This is a genomic window from Seohaeicola nanhaiensis, assembly GCF_042654245.1.
Classification (GTDB): Bacteria; Pseudomonadota; Alphaproteobacteria; order Rhodobacterales; family Rhodobacteraceae; genus Seohaeicola_A; species Seohaeicola_A nanhaiensis.
Genome location: NZ_JBHSGI010000024.1, coordinates 249761 through 266568 on the forward strand (window position 1 = coordinate 249761; position 16808 = coordinate 266568).

18 protein-coding genes are annotated in these 16808 nt (G+C 64.1%); 14 read left to right on the forward strand and 4 right to left on the reverse strand.

Annotated features, from left to right (window positions below; translation table 11 throughout):
• The first annotated feature begins 23 nt into the window (after positions 1-23).
• The 7 genes from ACFO5X_RS15705 (at position 24) to ACFO5X_RS15735 (ending at position 6819) form a co-directional block, all read left to right on the forward strand.
• Positions 24-2192, forward strand: a complete 2169-nt coding sequence (locus ACFO5X_RS15705) for a thiamine pyrophosphate-dependent enzyme (RefSeq protein ID WP_380718559.1) — start codon at positions 24-26, stop codon at positions 2190-2192.
• Positions 2189-3763: an indolepyruvate oxidoreductase subunit beta family protein gene (locus ACFO5X_RS15710; RefSeq protein WP_380718561.1), complete on the forward strand. Its 1575-nt coding sequence runs from the start codon at positions 2189-2191 to the stop codon at positions 3761-3763. The genes ACFO5X_RS15705 and ACFO5X_RS15710 overlap by 4 nt, the downstream gene beginning before the upstream one ends.
• A 69-nt stretch (positions 3764-3832) precedes the next feature.
• On the forward strand, positions 3833-4228 hold the full coding sequence (locus ACFO5X_RS15715) for a RidA family protein (RefSeq protein ID WP_380718563.1): 396 nt from the start codon (positions 3833-3835) through the stop codon (positions 4226-4228).
• A gap of 9 nt (positions 4229-4237) precedes the next feature.
• Positions 4238-5359 (forward strand): cupin domain-containing protein, encoded by a 1122-nt coding sequence (locus ACFO5X_RS15720; RefSeq protein WP_380718565.1) that lies wholly within the window; start codon positions 4238-4240, stop codon positions 5357-5359.
• A 1-nt stretch (position 5360) separates the two neighbouring features.
• Positions 5361-5981 carry a flavin reductase family protein gene (locus ACFO5X_RS15725; RefSeq protein ID WP_380718567.1) on the forward strand — a complete coding sequence of 207 codons (621 nt, stop codon included), beginning with the start codon at positions 5361-5363 and terminating at the stop codon, positions 5979-5981.
• The gene (locus ACFO5X_RS15730) at positions 5981-6388 is read left to right on the forward strand and encodes an acyl-CoA thioesterase (protein ID WP_380718569.1); all 408 of its coding nucleotides are present in this window, start codon (positions 5981-5983) and stop codon (positions 6386-6388) included. Before ACFO5X_RS15725 ends, ACFO5X_RS15730 begins: the two co-directional genes overlap by 1 nt.
• The gene (locus tag ACFO5X_RS15735) at positions 6385-6819 is read left to right on the forward strand and encodes a type II 3-dehydroquinate dehydratase (RefSeq protein WP_380718571.1); all 435 of its coding nucleotides are present in this window, start codon (positions 6385-6387) and stop codon (positions 6817-6819) included. The genes ACFO5X_RS15730 and ACFO5X_RS15735 overlap by 4 nt, the downstream gene beginning before the upstream one ends.
• A 97-nt stretch (positions 6820-6916) precedes the next feature.
• Here the strand turns inward: ACFO5X_RS15735 and ACFO5X_RS15740 are convergent, their stop codons facing one another.
• Complete coding sequence (locus ACFO5X_RS15740) at positions 6917-7216, reverse strand: DUF6476 family protein (protein ID WP_380718573.1); 300 nt, start codon at positions 7214-7216, stop codon at positions 6917-6919.
• On the opposite strand from ACFO5X_RS15740, the gene ACFO5X_RS15745 reads away from it, so the two are divergent.
• The 4 genes from ACFO5X_RS15745 (at position 7215) to pssA (ending at position 10971) form a co-directional block, all read left to right on the forward strand.
• Complete coding sequence (locus tag ACFO5X_RS15745; protein ID WP_380718575.1) at positions 7215-8240, forward strand: RluA family pseudouridine synthase; 1026 nt, start codon at positions 7215-7217, stop codon at positions 8238-8240. The genes ACFO5X_RS15740 and ACFO5X_RS15745 overlap by 2 nt on opposite strands.
• A gap of 249 nt (positions 8241-8489) precedes the next feature.
• Positions 8490-9386, forward strand: coding sequence for an RNA polymerase sigma factor RpoH (gene rpoH / locus ACFO5X_RS15750; RefSeq protein WP_380718577.1), 897 nt, complete (start codon positions 8490-8492; stop codon positions 9384-9386).
• A 134-nt stretch (positions 9387-9520) separates the two neighbouring features.
• Positions 9521-10213: a phosphatidylserine decarboxylase gene (locus ACFO5X_RS15755; protein ID WP_380718579.1), complete on the forward strand. Its 693-nt coding sequence runs from the start codon at positions 9521-9523 to the stop codon at positions 10211-10213.
• A complete protein-coding gene (pssA, locus tag ACFO5X_RS15760) occupies positions 10213-10971 on the forward strand; it encodes a CDP-diacylglycerol--serine O-phosphatidyltransferase (RefSeq protein ID WP_380718581.1) in 759 nt (252 codons plus the stop codon). Before ACFO5X_RS15755 ends, pssA begins: the two co-directional genes overlap by 1 nt.
• A 4-nt stretch (positions 10972-10975) precedes the next feature.
• Here pssA and ACFO5X_RS15765 read toward each other — a convergent pair whose 3' ends face one another.
• Complete coding sequence (locus tag ACFO5X_RS15765; protein WP_380718583.1) at positions 10976-12151, reverse strand: dipeptidase; 1176 nt, start codon at positions 12149-12151, stop codon at positions 10976-10978.
• Positions 12152-12268: 117 nt separating this feature from the next.
• Between ACFO5X_RS15765 and ACFO5X_RS15770 the strand changes: the two genes are divergently transcribed.
• Positions 12269-13234 (forward strand): Gfo/Idh/MocA family protein, encoded by a 966-nt coding sequence (locus ACFO5X_RS15770; RefSeq protein WP_380718585.1) that lies wholly within the window; start codon positions 12269-12271, stop codon positions 13232-13234.
• Here ACFO5X_RS15770 and ACFO5X_RS15775 read toward each other — a convergent pair.
• Positions 13231-13713, reverse strand: a complete 483-nt coding sequence (locus ACFO5X_RS15775; protein ID WP_380718587.1) for a GNAT family N-acetyltransferase — start codon at positions 13711-13713, stop codon at positions 13231-13233. The two genes, ACFO5X_RS15770 and ACFO5X_RS15775, sit on opposite strands and share 4 nt — an antisense overlap.
• Positions 13710-15527: a M3 family oligoendopeptidase gene (locus ACFO5X_RS15780; protein WP_380719526.1), complete on the reverse strand. Its 1818-nt coding sequence runs from the start codon at positions 15525-15527 to the stop codon at positions 13710-13712. The genes ACFO5X_RS15775 and ACFO5X_RS15780 overlap by 4 nt, the downstream gene beginning before the upstream one ends.
• A gap of 132 nt (positions 15528-15659) precedes the next feature.
• Here ACFO5X_RS15780 and ACFO5X_RS15785 point away from each other — a divergent pair, with 132 nt between their 5' ends.
• Both ACFO5X_RS15785 and ACFO5X_RS15790 read left to right on the forward strand, forming a co-directional pair.
• Positions 15660-15917: a hypothetical protein gene (locus ACFO5X_RS15785; RefSeq protein WP_380718589.1), complete on the forward strand. Its 258-nt coding sequence runs from the start codon at positions 15660-15662 to the stop codon at positions 15915-15917.
• Positions 15918-15959: 42 nt separating this feature from the next.
• The gene (locus ACFO5X_RS15790; RefSeq protein WP_380718591.1) at positions 15960-16787 is read left to right on the forward strand and encodes a mechanosensitive ion channel family protein; all 828 of its coding nucleotides are present in this window, start codon (positions 15960-15962) and stop codon (positions 16785-16787) included.
• Positions 16788-16808 lie beyond the last annotated feature (21 nt).

Consider the following 16808-nt stretch of genomic DNA (forward strand, 5'->3'; position numbering starts at 1 on the left):
CCGACCCTCGAAGGAGAGACCAGATGGCGGAACGCTCATTCAGGAAGGAGGTCGAACAGTTGCGCATCGGCTCCGGCCAGACCTTCCGCGGCGAGGGGATCCTGGCGATCACCAAGGCCTTGCTGGAAAACCGGGTCGGCTATGTCGGCGGCTACCAGGGCGCGCCGATCTCCCACCTCATGGACGTGCTCGCCGACGCCGAAGAGCTGATGGGCGAACTTGGCATCCGCTTCGAGGCCAATGCCTCCGAGGCCGCCGCCGCCGCCATGCTCGCCGCCTCCGTCCACTACCCGATCCGCGGCGCGGTGACCTTCAAGGGCCCGGTTGGTGTCAACGTCGCCTCCGACGCGCTCGCCAACCTCGCCTCCGGCGGTGTGACGGGGGGCGCGCTGATCATCGTCGGCGAGGATTACGGCGAAGGCTCCTCGATCATGCAGGAACGCAGCCACTCCTACGCCACCAAGTCGCAGATCTGGCTGCTCGACCCGCGCCCGAACCTGCCCTCGCTGACCCAGGCCGTGCGCCACGGGTTCGAACTCTCCGAGGCCTCCAACACCCCCGTCATGATGCTCATGCGCATCCGCTCCTGCCACGTCCACGGCGCCTTCGAGGCCAAGGACAACGTCTCCCCGCCGCTCAACGTGCGCGACGCCCTGTCCAACCCGCGCCGCGACACCAAGCGCATCGTCCTGCCGCCGTATTCCTACATCCACGAAAAGGAAAAGATCGAGAAACGCCTTCCCGCCGCGCTCGACTACATCCGCGCCAACCGGCTGAACGAACTCTTTGGACCCGGGGCGAGCAAGGTCGGAATCGTCGTTCAAGGCGGCATGTACAACGCCGTCGTCCGCGCGCTCCAGCGCCTCGGCCTCGCGGACCTTCACGGCGACACCCAGGTGCCGCTTTACGTGATGAACGTCGCCTATCCGATTGTCGAGAATGAGTTTCTCGACTTCTGCGCCGGAAAGGACTCGGTGCTGATCGTCGAGGAGGGCCAGCCCGACTATCTCGAACAGGCGTTCCGCGCGATCCTCCACAAGGCCGGTAATCGCGAGACGCTGGTCTCTGGCAAGGACGTGTTGCCGATGGCCGGCGAATATACGGGGCGCGTCATGCTCGAAGGCGTCGAAGCTTTCCTGCGACGCCATGCCGTGGACTTGCTGCCCGCCGAGCGGCGAGCGCCGAATGAACCCAAGGAAGCCCTCCCGATCCCGGATCTCACCAAGTCCGTTCCGATGCGCCCGCCCGGCTTTTGCACCGGCTGCCCCGAACGCCCGATCTTCGCGGCGATGAAGCTTGTGGAAGAGGAAATGGGCCAGCACCAGATTTCCTGTGACATCGGCTGCCATCTATTCTCGATCATGCCCCCGTTCGAGATCGGCGGCACCACGATGGGCTACGGCCTCGGCCCAGCCTCGAACGCTGCATTCGACGGCGGCGGCGAGAAGCGTCCCATCTCGATCATCGGCGACGGCGGCTTCTGGCACAACGGGCTGAACTCGTCGATCGGCAACGCTGTGTTCAACAAGTCGGACGGCGTGACCATCGTCGTCGATAACTACTACTCCGCTGCGACCGGCGGGCAAGATATCCTGTCCTCGCGCGCCGACAACAAGAGCAAGGCGACCAAGCACGCGATCACCAAGGCGGTCGAAGGGGTGGGGGTGAACTGGGTCCGCCAGATCGACCGCACCTATGACGTCAAGAAGATGCGCGACACGCTGAAAGAGGCGCTGACGACGGACCACGAAGGGCCCAAGGTCATCGTCGCCTCGTCCGAGTGCATGCTGAACAAGCAGCGCCGCGAACGCCCCCTGATGAATGCCGCGATCAAGGAAGGCCGCCGGGTCGAAAAGCCAAAATTCGGCGTGGACGAGGACATCTGCACCGGCGACCACGCCTGCATGCGCCTCTCGGGCTGCCCCTCGCTGACGCTGAAGATGCCGGACGACCCGCTGCGCGACGATCCCGTCGCCCATATCGACACCTCCTGCGTCGGCTGCGGCAATTGCGGCGAGGTGGCGGATGCCGCGGTTCTCTGCCCGTCGTTTTACCGCGCCGATCTCGTGCATAACCCTTCGGGCCTGGAACGTTGGTGGGCACGCGTGAACGCCAGGGCCATCGCGTGGCTGCAACGCCGCCGCGAGGGTAGACGGCTGATCTGGAGCGAAGGTCTGGAGGCCGCTGAATGAATGCTCCGATGAAATCCGCGGCTCGCGACACCCGCGTCGACCAGATCGTAAAGCTGGCGGTGATGGCCGTGGGCGGGCAGGGCGGCGGTGTGCTGAATGGCTGGATCGTCGCTCTGGCCGAACGCAACGGTTATGCTGTTCAGGCCACCTCGGTCGCGGGGGTGGCACAACGCACCGGTGCCACGATCTACTACGTCGAGATGCTGCCCGACACAGGAACGCCCCCCGTCTTCGCCTTAGCCCCCGCCGAGGGCGATGTCGATATCCTGATCGCCGCCGAGATGATGGAGGCCGGCCGGGCCATCATGCGCGGCTTCGTGACCCCCGACCGCACCACGCTGATCGCCTCCACCCACCGCAGCCTTGCGACGCTCGAAAAGGTGATGCCCGGCGATGGCCGCGGCGACCCGGCCGAGGTGCGCAAGGCCGCTGCCATCGCCGCGAAAGAGGTCATCGCCTTCGACATGGAGGCGATGGCCCTGAAATCCGGGACGGTGATCTCGGCCAGCCTCTTCGGCGCGCTCGCCGGCTCCGGCACCCTGCCATTCCCCGTGGAAAGCTACCGCGACTGCATCCGCGCCTCGGGTCGCGGCGCCGAAGCCTCGCTGGCCGCCTTCGAACTGGCCCGCACGGCCGCAGAAACCCGCGCGCACGATGCAACGCCCCAACCGACCGAGACCCGAACGCGCATGCAAGGTCCCGACACCCTCCGCCGCGACTACGAGGCGCTCGAAGCCCGCATCGCCAGCCTCCCGCCCGAGGCGCAGGACATGGCCCGCGCCGGCCTGCGCAAGGCCGTGGATTTTCAGGACATCGCCTACGGCGGCGAATATCTCGACCTGCTCGCCGCCCTCGCCGCCAAGGACCGCGCCGCCGGGGGCGAGGATCATGCCTACGCCTTCACGGTGAACGCCGCGAAATATCTCGCCAACGCCATGGCCTATGACGACCTGCCCCGCGTCGCCGACCGCAAGACCCGCGCCGCCCGAACGCCGCGCATCGCCACCGAAGTCTCCGCGCAACACAACACCCTGGTGCAGGTCACCGAATACCTGCATCCCGGCGCCGCAGAGTTTGCCAGCCTGATGCCCGCCCGTATCGGCGCTTACGTCGAGAGCCGCCCGTCCCTCATGCGGCTGCTCGACCGACTCGTGAATCGTGGCCGCCGGATGCGCTCCGACCGCGTGCCGTCCTTCCTCATGCTCTACACCGTCGCCGGACTTCGGCGCTGGCGGCGGTCCCTGCTGCGCCACAAGACCGAACGGGCCCACATGGTCAACTGGCTCGACACCGCCACGACCCGTCTGCCGAAGAACTATGACCACGCGGTTGAGACGCTGAAGATCCGCCGCCTGATCAAGGGCTATTCCGACACCCACGCCCGGGGCCTCTCGAAATTCGACCGCGTCATGGCCGGCTCGGCCCTGGTCGAGGGCCGCGTGGATGCCGCGCAATGGACCGCCCGCCTGATCGCCGCCGCGTTGGCCGACCCCAAGGGCACGGCGCTCGACGGCGCGCTCGACACCGTCCGTTCCTTCACGACCAAGGGGCAAAAAGCGTTTGAAGCTTGAAATTTCAGGCTTGAAATTTCCCGCCGTTCGGAGACAGTCTCCGCAACTGGCGCTACCGGAGGAGGTCCCATGCCCGCGATCACCGTTCACCCCGAAGGCTGGAAACCGGCCAAAGGCTATGCCAACGGCATGGTGGCCGAGGGCCGCGTACTCTTCGTTGGCGGGCAGATCGGCTGGACCGCCGATCAGGTCTTCGAATCCCACGACTTCATCGGCCAGATGACCCAGGCGCTGAAGAACATCCGCGACGTGGTCGAGGCGGCGGGCGGGCAGGTCTCCGATATCACCCGTCTCACCTGGTATGTTACCGACAAGCGCGAATATGTCGCGCGCCAGGCCGAAGTCGGGGCTGCCTATCGTGACGTCATGGGTTATCATTTTCCGGCGATGACGATGGTCGTCGTGGCCGGTCTGGTCGAGGACGAGGCCAAGATCGAGATCGAGGCAACGGCGGTTCTGCCGTAGGGAGGTCGCATGAGCAGACACGATCAATACCGGGAAAACGTGGCAGGGCGCGCCAATGTCGAGGACACGCCCGAACTGCTCGCCTATTACGACGATCTGAAGAAGAAGGGCGCCGCCGCGCTCTGGACCGTCGCCAACAAGATCGAGCCCTGGGAACCGGTCAGCCAGTCCTTGCCAATGGTCTGGCGTTACAAGGACTTGCGCGACGATGTTCTCAGATCTGTCGAACTGGTCACGCCTGAAAAAGCCGGGCGCAGGGTTATCTATCTCGACAACCCCGGCCGCTCCGACGTTGCCGCCGCCGTGGGCTGGATCTATGCCGGTCTACAGGTCATGCACCCGGGCGAACGCGCCTCGGCGCACCGCCATTCAGCCTCGGCGATCCGTTTCATTATGGAAGGCACGGGCGCCTATACCGTCGTGGATGGCCACAAGATGACGCTTGGCGCCAATGATTTCGTGCTGACGCCAAACGGCACCTGGCACGAACACGCGGTTTCCGAGGACGGCACCGCCTGCATTTGGCAGGACGGGCTGGACATTCCGCTGGTCAACGCGTTGGAAGCCAACTTCTACGAGGTCCACCCGGACCTGACACAGGCCGTCGGGCATCCGGTCGATGACATGACCCGCACCTGGGGTAACCCCGGCCTGCGCCCGGGAACCGGCGCCTGGTCAAAGGGCTACAGCCCGATGTTCAAGTATGAATGGGCTCCGACATACGAGGCGCTCTCGCGTCTGGCCGAAACCGACGGTTCGCCTTTCGACGGCATCCTGATGCACTACATGAACCCAGTTACCAGCGGCCATGTCATGGGCACACTGGGTGCCTCGATGCAGATGCTCCGTCCGGGCGAGCGCACCAGGGCGCACCGCCACACCGGAAGTTGCCTCTATCAGGTGTGCAAGGGCTCGGGTCATTCCGTCATCAATGGCCAGCGTTTTGACTGGACCGAACGCGACATCTTCTGCGTGCCCTCCTGGGCCTGGCACGAACATGCCAACGCGTCGTCCAGCGAGGAGGCCTGCCTCTTCTGCCTGAACGACCTTCCGGTGATGGAGAAACTCGGCCTCTACCGCGAAGAGTCCTTCGGCGAAAACGGCGGGCACCAGCCACTACGGCAGCCTTGAAATGCTCTATGAGACAAGCGCTTATCCGCCGGAGTTTACTTACAAGCTGCTGACCGCGACAATCACGCCGCGTCCAATTGCCTGGATCACGACCCAGTCTGCCGATGGCGCAAGAAATGCTGCGCCCTACAGCTTTTTCAACATGATGGGCGACAATCCTCCCATCGTGGCGGTCGGCATGATGCGCGATCCCGTCAAGGGCTTCAAGGACACTTGCAGCAACATCCTCGCAACCGGCGAATTCGTGGTGAACCTCGTGCCGGTCGCGCTCGCCGACCAGATGAACGCGACCTGCGTGAACGCACCCGCCGGCGTGGACGAACTCGATCTGGCCGGACTAGAAACCCTTTCGTCCGTCCGGATCTCCCCGCCACGGATCAAGGGCGCGCCGGTGAACCTGGAATGCACCCTGCACAGCGCCGTCGTCACCGGCCCCCACCAGACTCTTGCGATAGGTCGTGTCGAAGTCATCCATATCGCCGACGAGATGCTGCTGGACGCCGAGCGCGGCCATGTGGACAATGGTAAACTCGACCTGATCGCCCGCCTTCACGGCTCCGGCCTGTATCAGAAGGGCGGCGAGCGTTTCGAGATGACCCGCCCGGTCTGGGGCGAGTCGTGATGGCGGATTTTTCGCTTGAGGTGCCCGTTAGTTTCGGCCATTGCGACCCGGCCGGAATCGTCTTTTATCCCAATTATTTCCGCTGGTTCGACCGCTGCTTTCATGCCTTGCTGCAAGACCGGGCAGGGGGGCACCGCGCGATCTGCGCCCAACTGGGCGCAAAGGGGCTGGGCCTCATGGACGTCGGCGCCCGATTTCCTGCGCCAGCCACGGAGGGCGATCTCATGCGTCTCGATCTCACCCTCGCCGAGTGGGGCGGCAAGACGCTGCGCCTGACCTACTCGGGCTTTGTCGGCGACCGCACCGTGGTCGAGGGGTACGAGCTGCGCGGACTGTTCCTCGAACGCGATGGCCGGATGCGCGCCGGTGACATCGCACCCCTGCGCGCCTTGCTGGAGGCGAGATGACGGCAATCCACATCCTGAACGGCCCCAACCTCAACCGCCTCGGCACGCGCGAACCGGAGATCTACGGCACGACGACCCTGGGCGATATCGAGGCCGCCTGCCGCACGGCCGCCGGCGGTCATCCGCTGGTGTTCCGCCAGTCGAACGCCGAGTTCCAGTTGATCGACTGGGTGCACGAGGCCGTGGACTCCGCCGGTGGCGTCATTATCAACCCCGCCGCCTTTACCTTTACCTCCATGGCGTTGATGGATGCGCTCAAGATGCTGAGCGTACCGCTGATCGAGCTTCACATCTCCAACATTCACCGCCGCGAGAAGATGTATCACCATTCGCTGGTCTCCCCGATTGCCACCGCCTTCATCGCCGGCTTCGGCGCAAGGGGGTATCCGATGGCCGTGCGTGCCATGCAGGAGATGATGGCGTCGCCCTGATCGGGACCGACCTGCGGCGGAGCCTCCAGAAGTCACTCCCGAAGATTCTCTTTTGGAATCGTTGGAATGAGCTCCTGTCCCGGCTGGGACACCTGTTTCAGTCGACCACGACCGTCTGTTTCAGCTGCCCCGAGGCCCGGTCGAAGATCAGAATCTTCCGGCCACCTTCGGTCACCACCGCGTACCAGTCCGGCGCCATCGTGAAGGCCTCGGCGGTCACGCCATCCGGCAGGGTCACACTGTCAGGCACCATCGGCGGGACCGCAGAGAAGCGGATGACAAGCAGGGCAACGATGGTTAGAACCCCGCCAATCATCACCACGGTCAGCACCGTGACCAGAATCCGCAGGAACCGGAGATTCGCCGGCTCGGGCTGCGGTTGCAAGGGATCAGTCATGGCCACCCGCCGGATCACATTCACCATCGCGGCCGATCCGCCGCCCCGCCTTGATAAGGCGCTTTCCCGCGATGTGCCAGAAGTCGAATCGCTCTCGCGCACCCAGCTCTCCCGTCTGATCGCCACGGGCGGGGTGATCATCGACGGGCTCCCCGTGACCGACGCCAAAGCCCGCCTGAGCGAAGGCGCAGAGGTCGTCATCACGATGGACGCGCCCGAGGAAAGCGACATCTCCCCCGAAACCATCCCGCTGACCGTTGTCTTCGAAGACGCCGACCTTATCGTGATCGACAAGCCCGCCGGAATGGTCGTCCATCCGGCCCCGGGCTCGCCCGCCGGAACCCTCGTCAACGCGCTGTTGGCCCATTGTGGCGACGATCTGTCCGGCGTCGGGGGCGTCAAACGTCCCGGTATCGTCCATCGCATCGACAAGGATACCTCGGGCCTGCTGGTCGTCGCCAAATCCGACGCCGCCCACCACGGCCTTGCCGCGCAATTCGAAAAGCATTCGGTCGAACGCTATTACCGCGCCCTCTGTTACGGCGTGCCCGATGCCAACGATCCCCGCCTGCGCGGCATTCGCGGCACCAGCTTCGAGCCGGGCAATATCCTCAAGCTCACCACCCAACTCGCCCGCCACAAGACCGACCGCCAGAAACAGGCGGTCCTGTTTCAGGGCGGCCGCCATGCGGTGACCCGGGCACGTACCGTGGCCGCCTATGGCACACCTCCGGCTGTCGCCCAGCTTGAATGCTGGCTGGAAACCGGGCGCACCCATCAGATCCGCGTGCACATGGCCCACGCAGGCCACGCGCTGGTGGGCGATCCGGTCTATGGTGGCCGGCGCAAGGTGGCCAAAGGGGCGTTGAAGCCCGTTGCGGAAGAGGCGCTCAAGGCCTTTCCACGCCAGGCACTGCATGCCGCGGTTCTGGGATTTGTCCATCCGGTCAGCGGCAAGTCCATGCGTTTCGAGGCGCCGCTGCCGGACGACATGGCACTTCTGATCGCCGCACTGGAGAGCTGACCGCGCCTTGGCTGAGGCATGGATTTCTGCGCGGGCTGCCGATGATAGCGCAAACATCAGGCAAGGCCAAGCACCCGGCTTCGCTTTGAAATGATACGCACTTGTGCGTGAATGCACAGGAAATTCGCTGCCGTTTAGCCTATTTTAATCTCGTTATACAATCAGCCCCTTGAAAGGGTGCAGGACCGAACCATATGGCATGTTAAGGGGCTAAACATTGCCCCGCTACAGGTGGGAGTGACGCGACACATGTCGAATTATGCAAATCTGCCGGCTCCGTCGCCCGAAGGCGGCCTCAACCGGTATATGCAGGAGATCCGCAAGTTTCCCCTGTTGGAGCCCGAAGAAGAATACATGCTCGCGAAGCGCTGGGTCGATCACCAGGACACCGAGGCGGCGCACCGGATGGTCACGTCCCACCTGCGTCTCGCCGCGAAGATCGCCATGGGCTATCGCGGCTATGGCCTGCCCCAGGCCGAGGTGATTTCCGAAGCCAACGTCGGCCTCATGCAGGCGGTCAAGCGCTTCGATCCCGAACGCGGCTTCCGCCTTGCGACCTACGCCATGTGGTGGATCCGCGCCTCGATCCAGGAATACATCCTGCGGTCCTGGAGTCTGGTAAAGCTCGGCACCACCTCGGCGCAAAAGAAGCTGTTCTTCAACTTGCGCAAGGCCAAGGCCCGCATTGGCGCGCTCGAGGAAGGCGACCTTCACCCCGACAACGTCAAGCAGATCGCGCACGATCTTGGCGTGACGGAAGAGGACGTGATCTCGATGAACCGGCGCATGTCCGGCTCGGACGCCTCGTTGAACGCCCAGATCGGCGCCGACAGCGAAGGGTCGATGCAGTGGCAGGACTGGCTCGAGGATGAAGATGCCGACCAGGCCGGCGACTACGAGGAGAAGGACGAGATGCAGGCCCGCCATGGCCTCCTCATCGAAGCGCTCGACGTGTTGAACGACCGCGAAAAGGACGTGCTGACCCAGCGCCGCCTGTCGGAAGAGGCCGTCACGCTCGAAGATCTCAGCGTTCAATATGGCGTCAGCCGGGAACGAATCCGCCAGATCGAGGTGCGCGCCTTCGAAAAGCTGCAGAAGCGTATGCGCGAACTCGCACGCGACAAGGGCATGCTGATCCCCGCCTGACGCGCGGCAGCACCAAACCGGGGCCGGATGTCACGCATCCGGCCCTTTTTTGCGCTCTCCCGAGGATGTGCGTTGAATAAGCAAGCCGCACGGGATAACCCGTTGACCACCACATAAAAGGGTGACGACGCGCCATGAAGATGCACGAAACCTTCATCAAGCCGATGCACCCCGAGGGCCGGCGATTTGTCGCGATCTTCGGCGCTGTGACGCTCGTCCTGTTCCTGCTGTGGGAACCGCTGGGCTGGCTGGGTCTCGGCGTCACCGTCTGGTGCTATTACTTCTTTCGCGACCCCAAGCGCAGCGTGCCGACCCGCGCCGACCTGATCCTGTCGCCCGCCGACGGAGTGGTGTCCCTGATCGAACCCGCCGCACCACCGCCGGAACTCGGGATGGGCGGGGCCGAACTGACCCGAGTCAGCGTCTTCATGTCGGTCTTCAACTGCCATGTGAACCGCAGCCCGATCGCCGGCCGTGTCGATAAGATGGTTTATCGTCCGGGCAAGTTCCTCAACGCCTCGCTCGACAAGGCCAGCGCCGACAACGAACGCAACAGCCTTGCCATCGAAATGGATGACGGACGCAAACTCGCGGTGGTGCAGATCGCCGGCCTGGTCGCCCGCCGCATCGTGCCCTTCGTCAGCGAAGGTCAGGCCCTGCGCGCCGGCGAACGCTTTGGCCTGATCCGCTTCGGATCGCGCCTCGACGTCTACCTGCCCGAGGGCGTGGTGCCGCTGGTGGCCCTGGGACAGACGATGGTCGCGGGCGAGACCGTCATCGCCGACCTGCGCGGAACCGAAACCGCCCGCCAGGCACGGAGCGAATGATGGAAGATCCCCGTCAATCGCGCGACAAGGCCAGGGTGCCCCTCCGTCCGACGCATCTGTTGCCCAACATGATGACGCTCGGCGCAATCTGCGCCGGCCTGACCTCGATCCGCTTTGCGATGGACGGCAACGCCGTCCTCGCCATGTCGCTGATCGTATTTGCGGCGGTTCTGGACGCGCTGGACGGGATGCTGGCCCGCCTCCTGAAAAGCGAAAGCGCCATCGGAGCCGAACTCGACAGCCTGGCCGATTTCGTCAACTTCGGCGTCGCGCCGGGCATGTTGCTTTACATCTGGGTCCTGCAGCACTCGCGCAGCCTCGGCTGGATCGCGGTTTTGATCTATTGCCTGTGCTGCTGCCTGCGTCTGGCCCGCTACAACGTGTCCTCCAAGGCTGATCCGGGTGTGCCGCGCGTGGTCTTCACGGGCGTGCCGGCGCCGGGCGGGGCAGTGCTGGCGCTGCTGCCACTGGTCCTGCAACAGAACATGCCCGAACTGATCGACCCCATCATGTCGCAGATCACCGCCGTCTGGCTGGTGGCGGTGGGGCTGATGATGATTTCGCGCATCACCACGCCCTCGCTCAAGCTGATCCGCATTTCGCGCGACAAGGCGCCCTACATGATGGTCGCGGTTCTCGGCCTCATGGCGGCCTTCCTGACCTGGCCTTGGCCGCTCCTGCTTCTGGCCGAGTTCGGTTACCTCGCCGTCCTTGCCCGCTTCGCGCTGAAACGACACCCCGACCGCGACGCCCGCTGACAGGCTATTTCAGCCGGGCCCGCAGGACACGCAGCATGTTCTCGCCCATCACCTTGCGCACCTGTGCCTCGGTCAGACCCTGATCCAGAAGCGCGCTGGTGAGCGCAGCCAACTCCGACGTATCGAACGCCGTTTCGACCGACCCGTCGAAATCCGAGCCGAGCGAAACGTGATCTTCGCCCACCAGATCGACCGCCGCCCGGATCATCCGCGAGATATGCGCCGGCGTAATGTCGCCACAGGTCACCTCGTCCCAATAGCCGATCCCGATGACCCCGCCTGTCGCCGCGATGGCCTGCATCAGATCGTCGGGAAAGTTGCGCTTTGCCGGGCAGAAGCTGTGAATGCCGGTGTGGCTGACCACGATCGGCATCTCGGTGATCGCCAGCACGTCGCGCGCCACCTGTGGGCTGGAATGCGCGACGTCCAGGATCATGCCGCGTTTCTCCACCTCGGCCACGACCTGCCGCCCGAAGTCGGTCAGCCCCGTGTCTCCCTTACCATGCAGCGAGCCGCCAAGTTCGTTGTCAAAGAAGTGCTGCAGGGCGATCAGCCGGTAGCCCGCCGCCTCCAGCAGATCCAGATTCTCAAGCTTTCCCTCCAGCGGATGTGCGCCTTCGATCCCGAGGATGCCCGCCAATCGCTTGGACCCTGCCGCGCGATCCGCCAGAACTCCCTCCAGATCCGCCAGGCTGTGCACGATCTTCAGCATGTCCGGCGCCTCGTCCTCGAAGCGCTGCAACTTCTGCGCCTGATAGATCGCCCGGGCGAGCAGGCTGCTCCATGTCCGGATCGGCCAAAGCTGTCCAACCGCCAGCAGGGTGATATTGTCCATCGTCTCGGCCGAGTTGCTGTCATAGTTCTGACCCGCCGGGCTCTTGGTCACCGCGGTAAAGACCTGCAACGCCACATTGCCTTCGATCAGCCGGGGCAGGTCGACCTGACCGTAACTGCCGCGCTGCGTCAGGTCGCGGTTCCACAGCAGGCTGTCAGCGTGCCAGTCCCCCACGATCAGCGAGTCGTGCAGCGCACGGGCGGCCTCAGAAACGGGGTAGGGCGCATGTGGTGAAACGGCGTTGCGCTCACGTTCGACATAACCCGGCGCATATACAAAAAACGCCCCAACCGCGACAATCAAAACAACCAGCAGCCCAACCAGCCATTTCCCCAATACCCGCATGAAAAATCCCCTCACCCTTGATGTTTCACAGGCTAGGCCAAGGAGAGAAAAACACAATGGCAGCGGCACGAGTTTTGCTCCAGAATGCAGCGCGAGGCATTTCGGCGGAGACTGAAGATGAGTGTCAGATGGGGAATTCTGGGCGCGGGAAATTTTGCGCGCCAGCATATGGGGCCGGCAATCCACGCTGCACAGGGGGCCGATCTCGTGGCCCTGGCCACGACCAGCGCCGAGAAGGCCTCAGGCTTTCTCTCGTTCTGTCCGACCCTCACCGTTCATCCGACCTATGATGCCCTGCTGGCCGATCCCCAGATCGACGTGGTCTATATCCCGCTGCCCAACCACCTCCATGTCGAATGGGTGAACAAGGCTTTGGACGCCGGCAAACACGTCCTTTGTGAAAAGCCGCTGGCGATGAACGCCTCCGAAATTCCCGCGCTGATGGCGCGGCGCGATCAGACCGGGTTGCTGGTGGCAGAGGCCTTCATGATCGTGCATCATCCCCAGTGGAAATGGGCCAAGGAGCAGGTCGCCTCAGGTGCTATCGGCAAGCTGGTGCATGTCACCGGCCGTTTCACCTTTGACAATCGCGACCCCGGAAACATCCGCAACCGCCCCGAAACCGGGGGCGGCGCCCTGCGCGACATCGGCATCTATGTCATCGGCTCCGCCCGCTTTGTCACTGGAGAGGAACCCTCGGAAATCAGCAGCCGCATACGTTGGGAAAACGGCGTGGATGTCTTTACCGAAATCGGCGCGACCTTTCCCGGATTCACCTATTCCGCCTATATTTCAACCCGCCTGCACCGCGGGCAGGAAATGGTCTTTCACGGGGAAGAGGGGCTGATCCGCCTGACCGCGCCCTTCAACGCCAATGTCTTCGGCGAGGCCAGGGTCGATTTGCACCGGCCCGGTTTGGAAATCCTGACCAAACGCTGGCCCGACAGCAACCACTATGTTCTCCAGGTTGAAGCCTTCTGCCACTCCCTCCGCACGGGCGAGGACTACGCCTGCCCGCTGGAGTTCTCTTACGGCACACAGGAAATGATGGACCGTGTCTTTGACGCGGCGCAGTCGCTCTAGCCCTTCAGCGGAAGCCGCATCACCAGCTGAGGGCCGGCCATGCCGCCCTCCCAGATCTCGCCGGTATCGACAAACCCGCCGCCCCGATAGACCCGCACCGCCGCCGGATTGGCCATGTTCACGGTCAGCACGAGGCTTGGGATGGCGGGGTATTGGGCGGGCAGATAGTCGCCAAGCGCACGCACCGCCCCGCTGGCGATGCCGAGGCCCTGGTGGTCTTTGTCGATCATGAAGGCGCGAAGTCCCGGTTCGCCCAGCCGGGCGAACCAGTGTTTTTCGGAGTAGTTGTGATCGATCTTGAAGAATCCGACAGATCGGCCTTCGACGCAGATGGCGTGAAAGTCCACGCCGGGTTCCTTCCGATCGAAGGCCTGCCGCACGGTGCCGGAAAACCGCACCTGGTCGGGATGCACCGCAATATGCGCGACGCGCCCGAACTGGGTTGCGGCAATCGGCGCCAGCGACAGCCCCGCCGTCACGCCTCCATCGCCTCCAGTTCGTCGATGAAGCCCTCGATCATGCTCAGGCCCTTGTCCCAGAAGGTCGGGTCGCTTGCGTCAAGCCCGAAGGGCGCCAGCAGTTCCTTGTGGTGCTTGCTGCCACCGGCCTTCAGCATGTCGAAATACTTGTCCTGGAACCCCGGCGCCCCCTCGGCGTGAACCGAATACAGCGCGTTCACGAGCCCGTCGCCGAAGGCATAGGCGTAAACGTAGAAGGGCGAGTGGATGAAGTGGGGGATATAGGCCCAGAAGGTTTCGTACCCGTCCATGAAATCGAAGGCCGGGCCGAGGCTCTCGGCCTGCACCGACATCCACAGCGCGCCGATATCCTCGGGTGTCAGTTCGCCTTCGCGGCGGGCGGCGTGAAGCTTGCACTCGAAATCATAGAAGGCGATCTGGCGCACGACCGTGTTGATCATATCCTCGACCTTGCCGGCCAGAAGCACCTTGCGCTGCGCCGGCGTCTCGGCCTTGTCGAGCATCGCACGGAAGGTCAGCATTTCTCCAAACACGCTCGCCGTCTCGGCCAGCGTCAGCGGGGTCGAGGACAGCATCTCGCCCTGACCCGCCGCCAGCACCTGATGCACCCCGTGTCCCAGTTCGTGCGCCAGCGTCATAACGTCGCGCGGTTTGCCGAGATAGTTCAGCATCACATAGGGATGCACCTCGGTCACCGTCGGATGGGCAAAGGCCCCGGGCGCCTTGCCGGCCTTCACACCCGCATCGATCCAGCCCTTGCGAAAGAACGGCTGGGCGATCTCGGCCATGCGCGGATCGAAGGCCGCATAAGCCTCCATAACGGTCTTTTCCGCCTGCTCCCAGGTGACCACGCGCTTGTCCTGCATCGGCAGGGGCGCATTGCGGTCCCAGACCTGCATCCGGTCAAGCCCCAGCCACTTTCGCTTCAGCTCGTAATATCGGTGCGACAGCCGCGGATAGGCCGCAACCACGGCCGAGCGCAACGCTTCCACCACCTCGGGCTCGACATCGTTGGACAAGTGCCGCGCGGTCTGCGCCGTCGGCATCTTGCGCCAGCGGTCGACGACTTCCTTCTCCTTGGTTTGCGTGTTGTGCACGCGGGCGAAGGTCTTAATGTTCGCCTCGAACACCCGCGCCAGCTCGCGCGCCGCCGCCTCGCGCTTCGCGCGGTCGCTGTCGGTCAGCAGGTTCAGCGTGCCTTCGATGTTCAGCGCTTCGCCATCGACGGTGAAGCCCAGTCCGGCGATGGTTTCGTCGAACAGCCGTTCCCAGGCGTCGCCCACAACGCCGAGGGCATGCAGGAACTTCTCCAGCTCATCCGACAGCTGATAGGGCTTCATCGCCCGGATCCGGTCGAACACGGGCTTGTAGCGCGCGAGATCGGCGTTGGCGGAAAAGAGCTTGGCCAGGTGATCGTCCTCCAGCCGGTTCAGCTCCAGCGTGAAGAACACCAGCGGCGTGGTGAAATTGGTAATCTTTTCTTGACAGTCGCCCATGAACTTGGCGCGCCCGCCATCCATGGTTTGCTGGTAATAGCGCAGCCCCGCAAAGGACATGATCCGCCCGGCGATGGTGCTGATCCGCTCGTTGCGGTGGACGCATTCCAGCATCCCCGCTGCGTCCAGGCCGGCCAGCTTGCCCTCGTAATCCGCCGCGAAATCGGCGCAGGCCTTCTCCAGCCATTCCATGTCGCGCTTCAGCTCGGGCGCAGTCTCGCTGGCGTAGAGGTCGGTCAGATCCCATTCCGGCAATGGCCCGAGGTCCTTGCCTCCGGCAGGGTTGGCGTCGCGGACAGGGAAGGGGAACTGGAACATCATCGGCCTCTCGTGTGTTGCACAGGCCAACACTTAGGCGTCCCGGTGCGCGGCGGCAACCGTCCCCGGGTCGGAACCGCACGCGGCCTGACTCGTTGTCCTTTGCAAGGGGAGGGCAACCAAGGGGACCGGATGCCCGAAATAGAAGAGACTGTGAACCACTATACAGCCTGGATGCCCGACTGGGCCGCCAGCACGTTGATCTTTGGCGCGGCCATTTTTTCCGCCATTCTGCTCCATCGACTGGTTTTTTCAGGGCTGACCCGCGTGGCCGAAGGGCGTGCTCTGTTCTGGCGGTCGCTCGTGTCGCGCACCCGCCGTCCCGTGCGTGTCGCCTTCGTGATTGTGGCTGTGATTTTGGCTGCCCAGGTTGCGCCGGTCAGCGCCTAGAGCCGGTGGCTGATCGAACGTGGCCTGTCCATCGCCATCATCATGCTGATCGGCTGGGTAGTGCACACTGCCCTGCACATCTGGCTCACCGTCTATCTTCGCCGCTTCAAGCTGGATGCCGAAGACAATCTGCTGGCGCGCAAGCATGTCACCCAAAGCCGCATCCTCGCGCGCGTGGCCGGTGTGCTGATCGTCATGATCACCGCGGCAGCGGTGCTGATGACCTTCGAGTCGGTGCGCCAGATCGGTGTTTCGCTGCTGGCGGCGGGCGGGGCCGCCGGGGTCGTGGTCGGCCTCGCGCTGCAGCCGGTGCTGAAAAACCTCTTTGCCGGCATCCAGCTGGCGGTGACCCAGCCGATCCGAATCCACGACGCGCTGATCGTCGAAGGCGAATGGGGTCAGGTGGAAGAGATCACGGCGACCTATGTTGTGGTTAAGATCTGGGACTGGCGCCGGCTCATCGTGCCGCTGGGCTATTTCATCGAGCAGCCCTTCCAGAACTGGACCCGCGACACCGCCTCCCTGATCGGCACGGTGATGCTGTATCTCGATCACCGCGCCGACGTGGATCGTTTGCGGCGCGAGGGCCGCAGGATCGTCGAGGCAACACCGCTGTGGGATCGCGACGTCTATGCCGTGCAGGTGACCGACTTCCGCGAGCGCGTGATGGAGGTGCGCATCCTCGCCTCGGCCCGCAACGCTCCTCGCACCTTCGATCTGCGCTGCGAGATCCGCGAGAAGCTGATCGCCTTCATCCAGGCCGAAATGCCCGAGGCCCTGCCACGCACCCGCGAGGAACTGACGCTAGACCCCGATCGCGCGCTGCCCAGGGCGCTGGCTCTCAACGGCGGTACGGGCAAGGCATCCTGACGTAGCGCCCGCGACAATCGC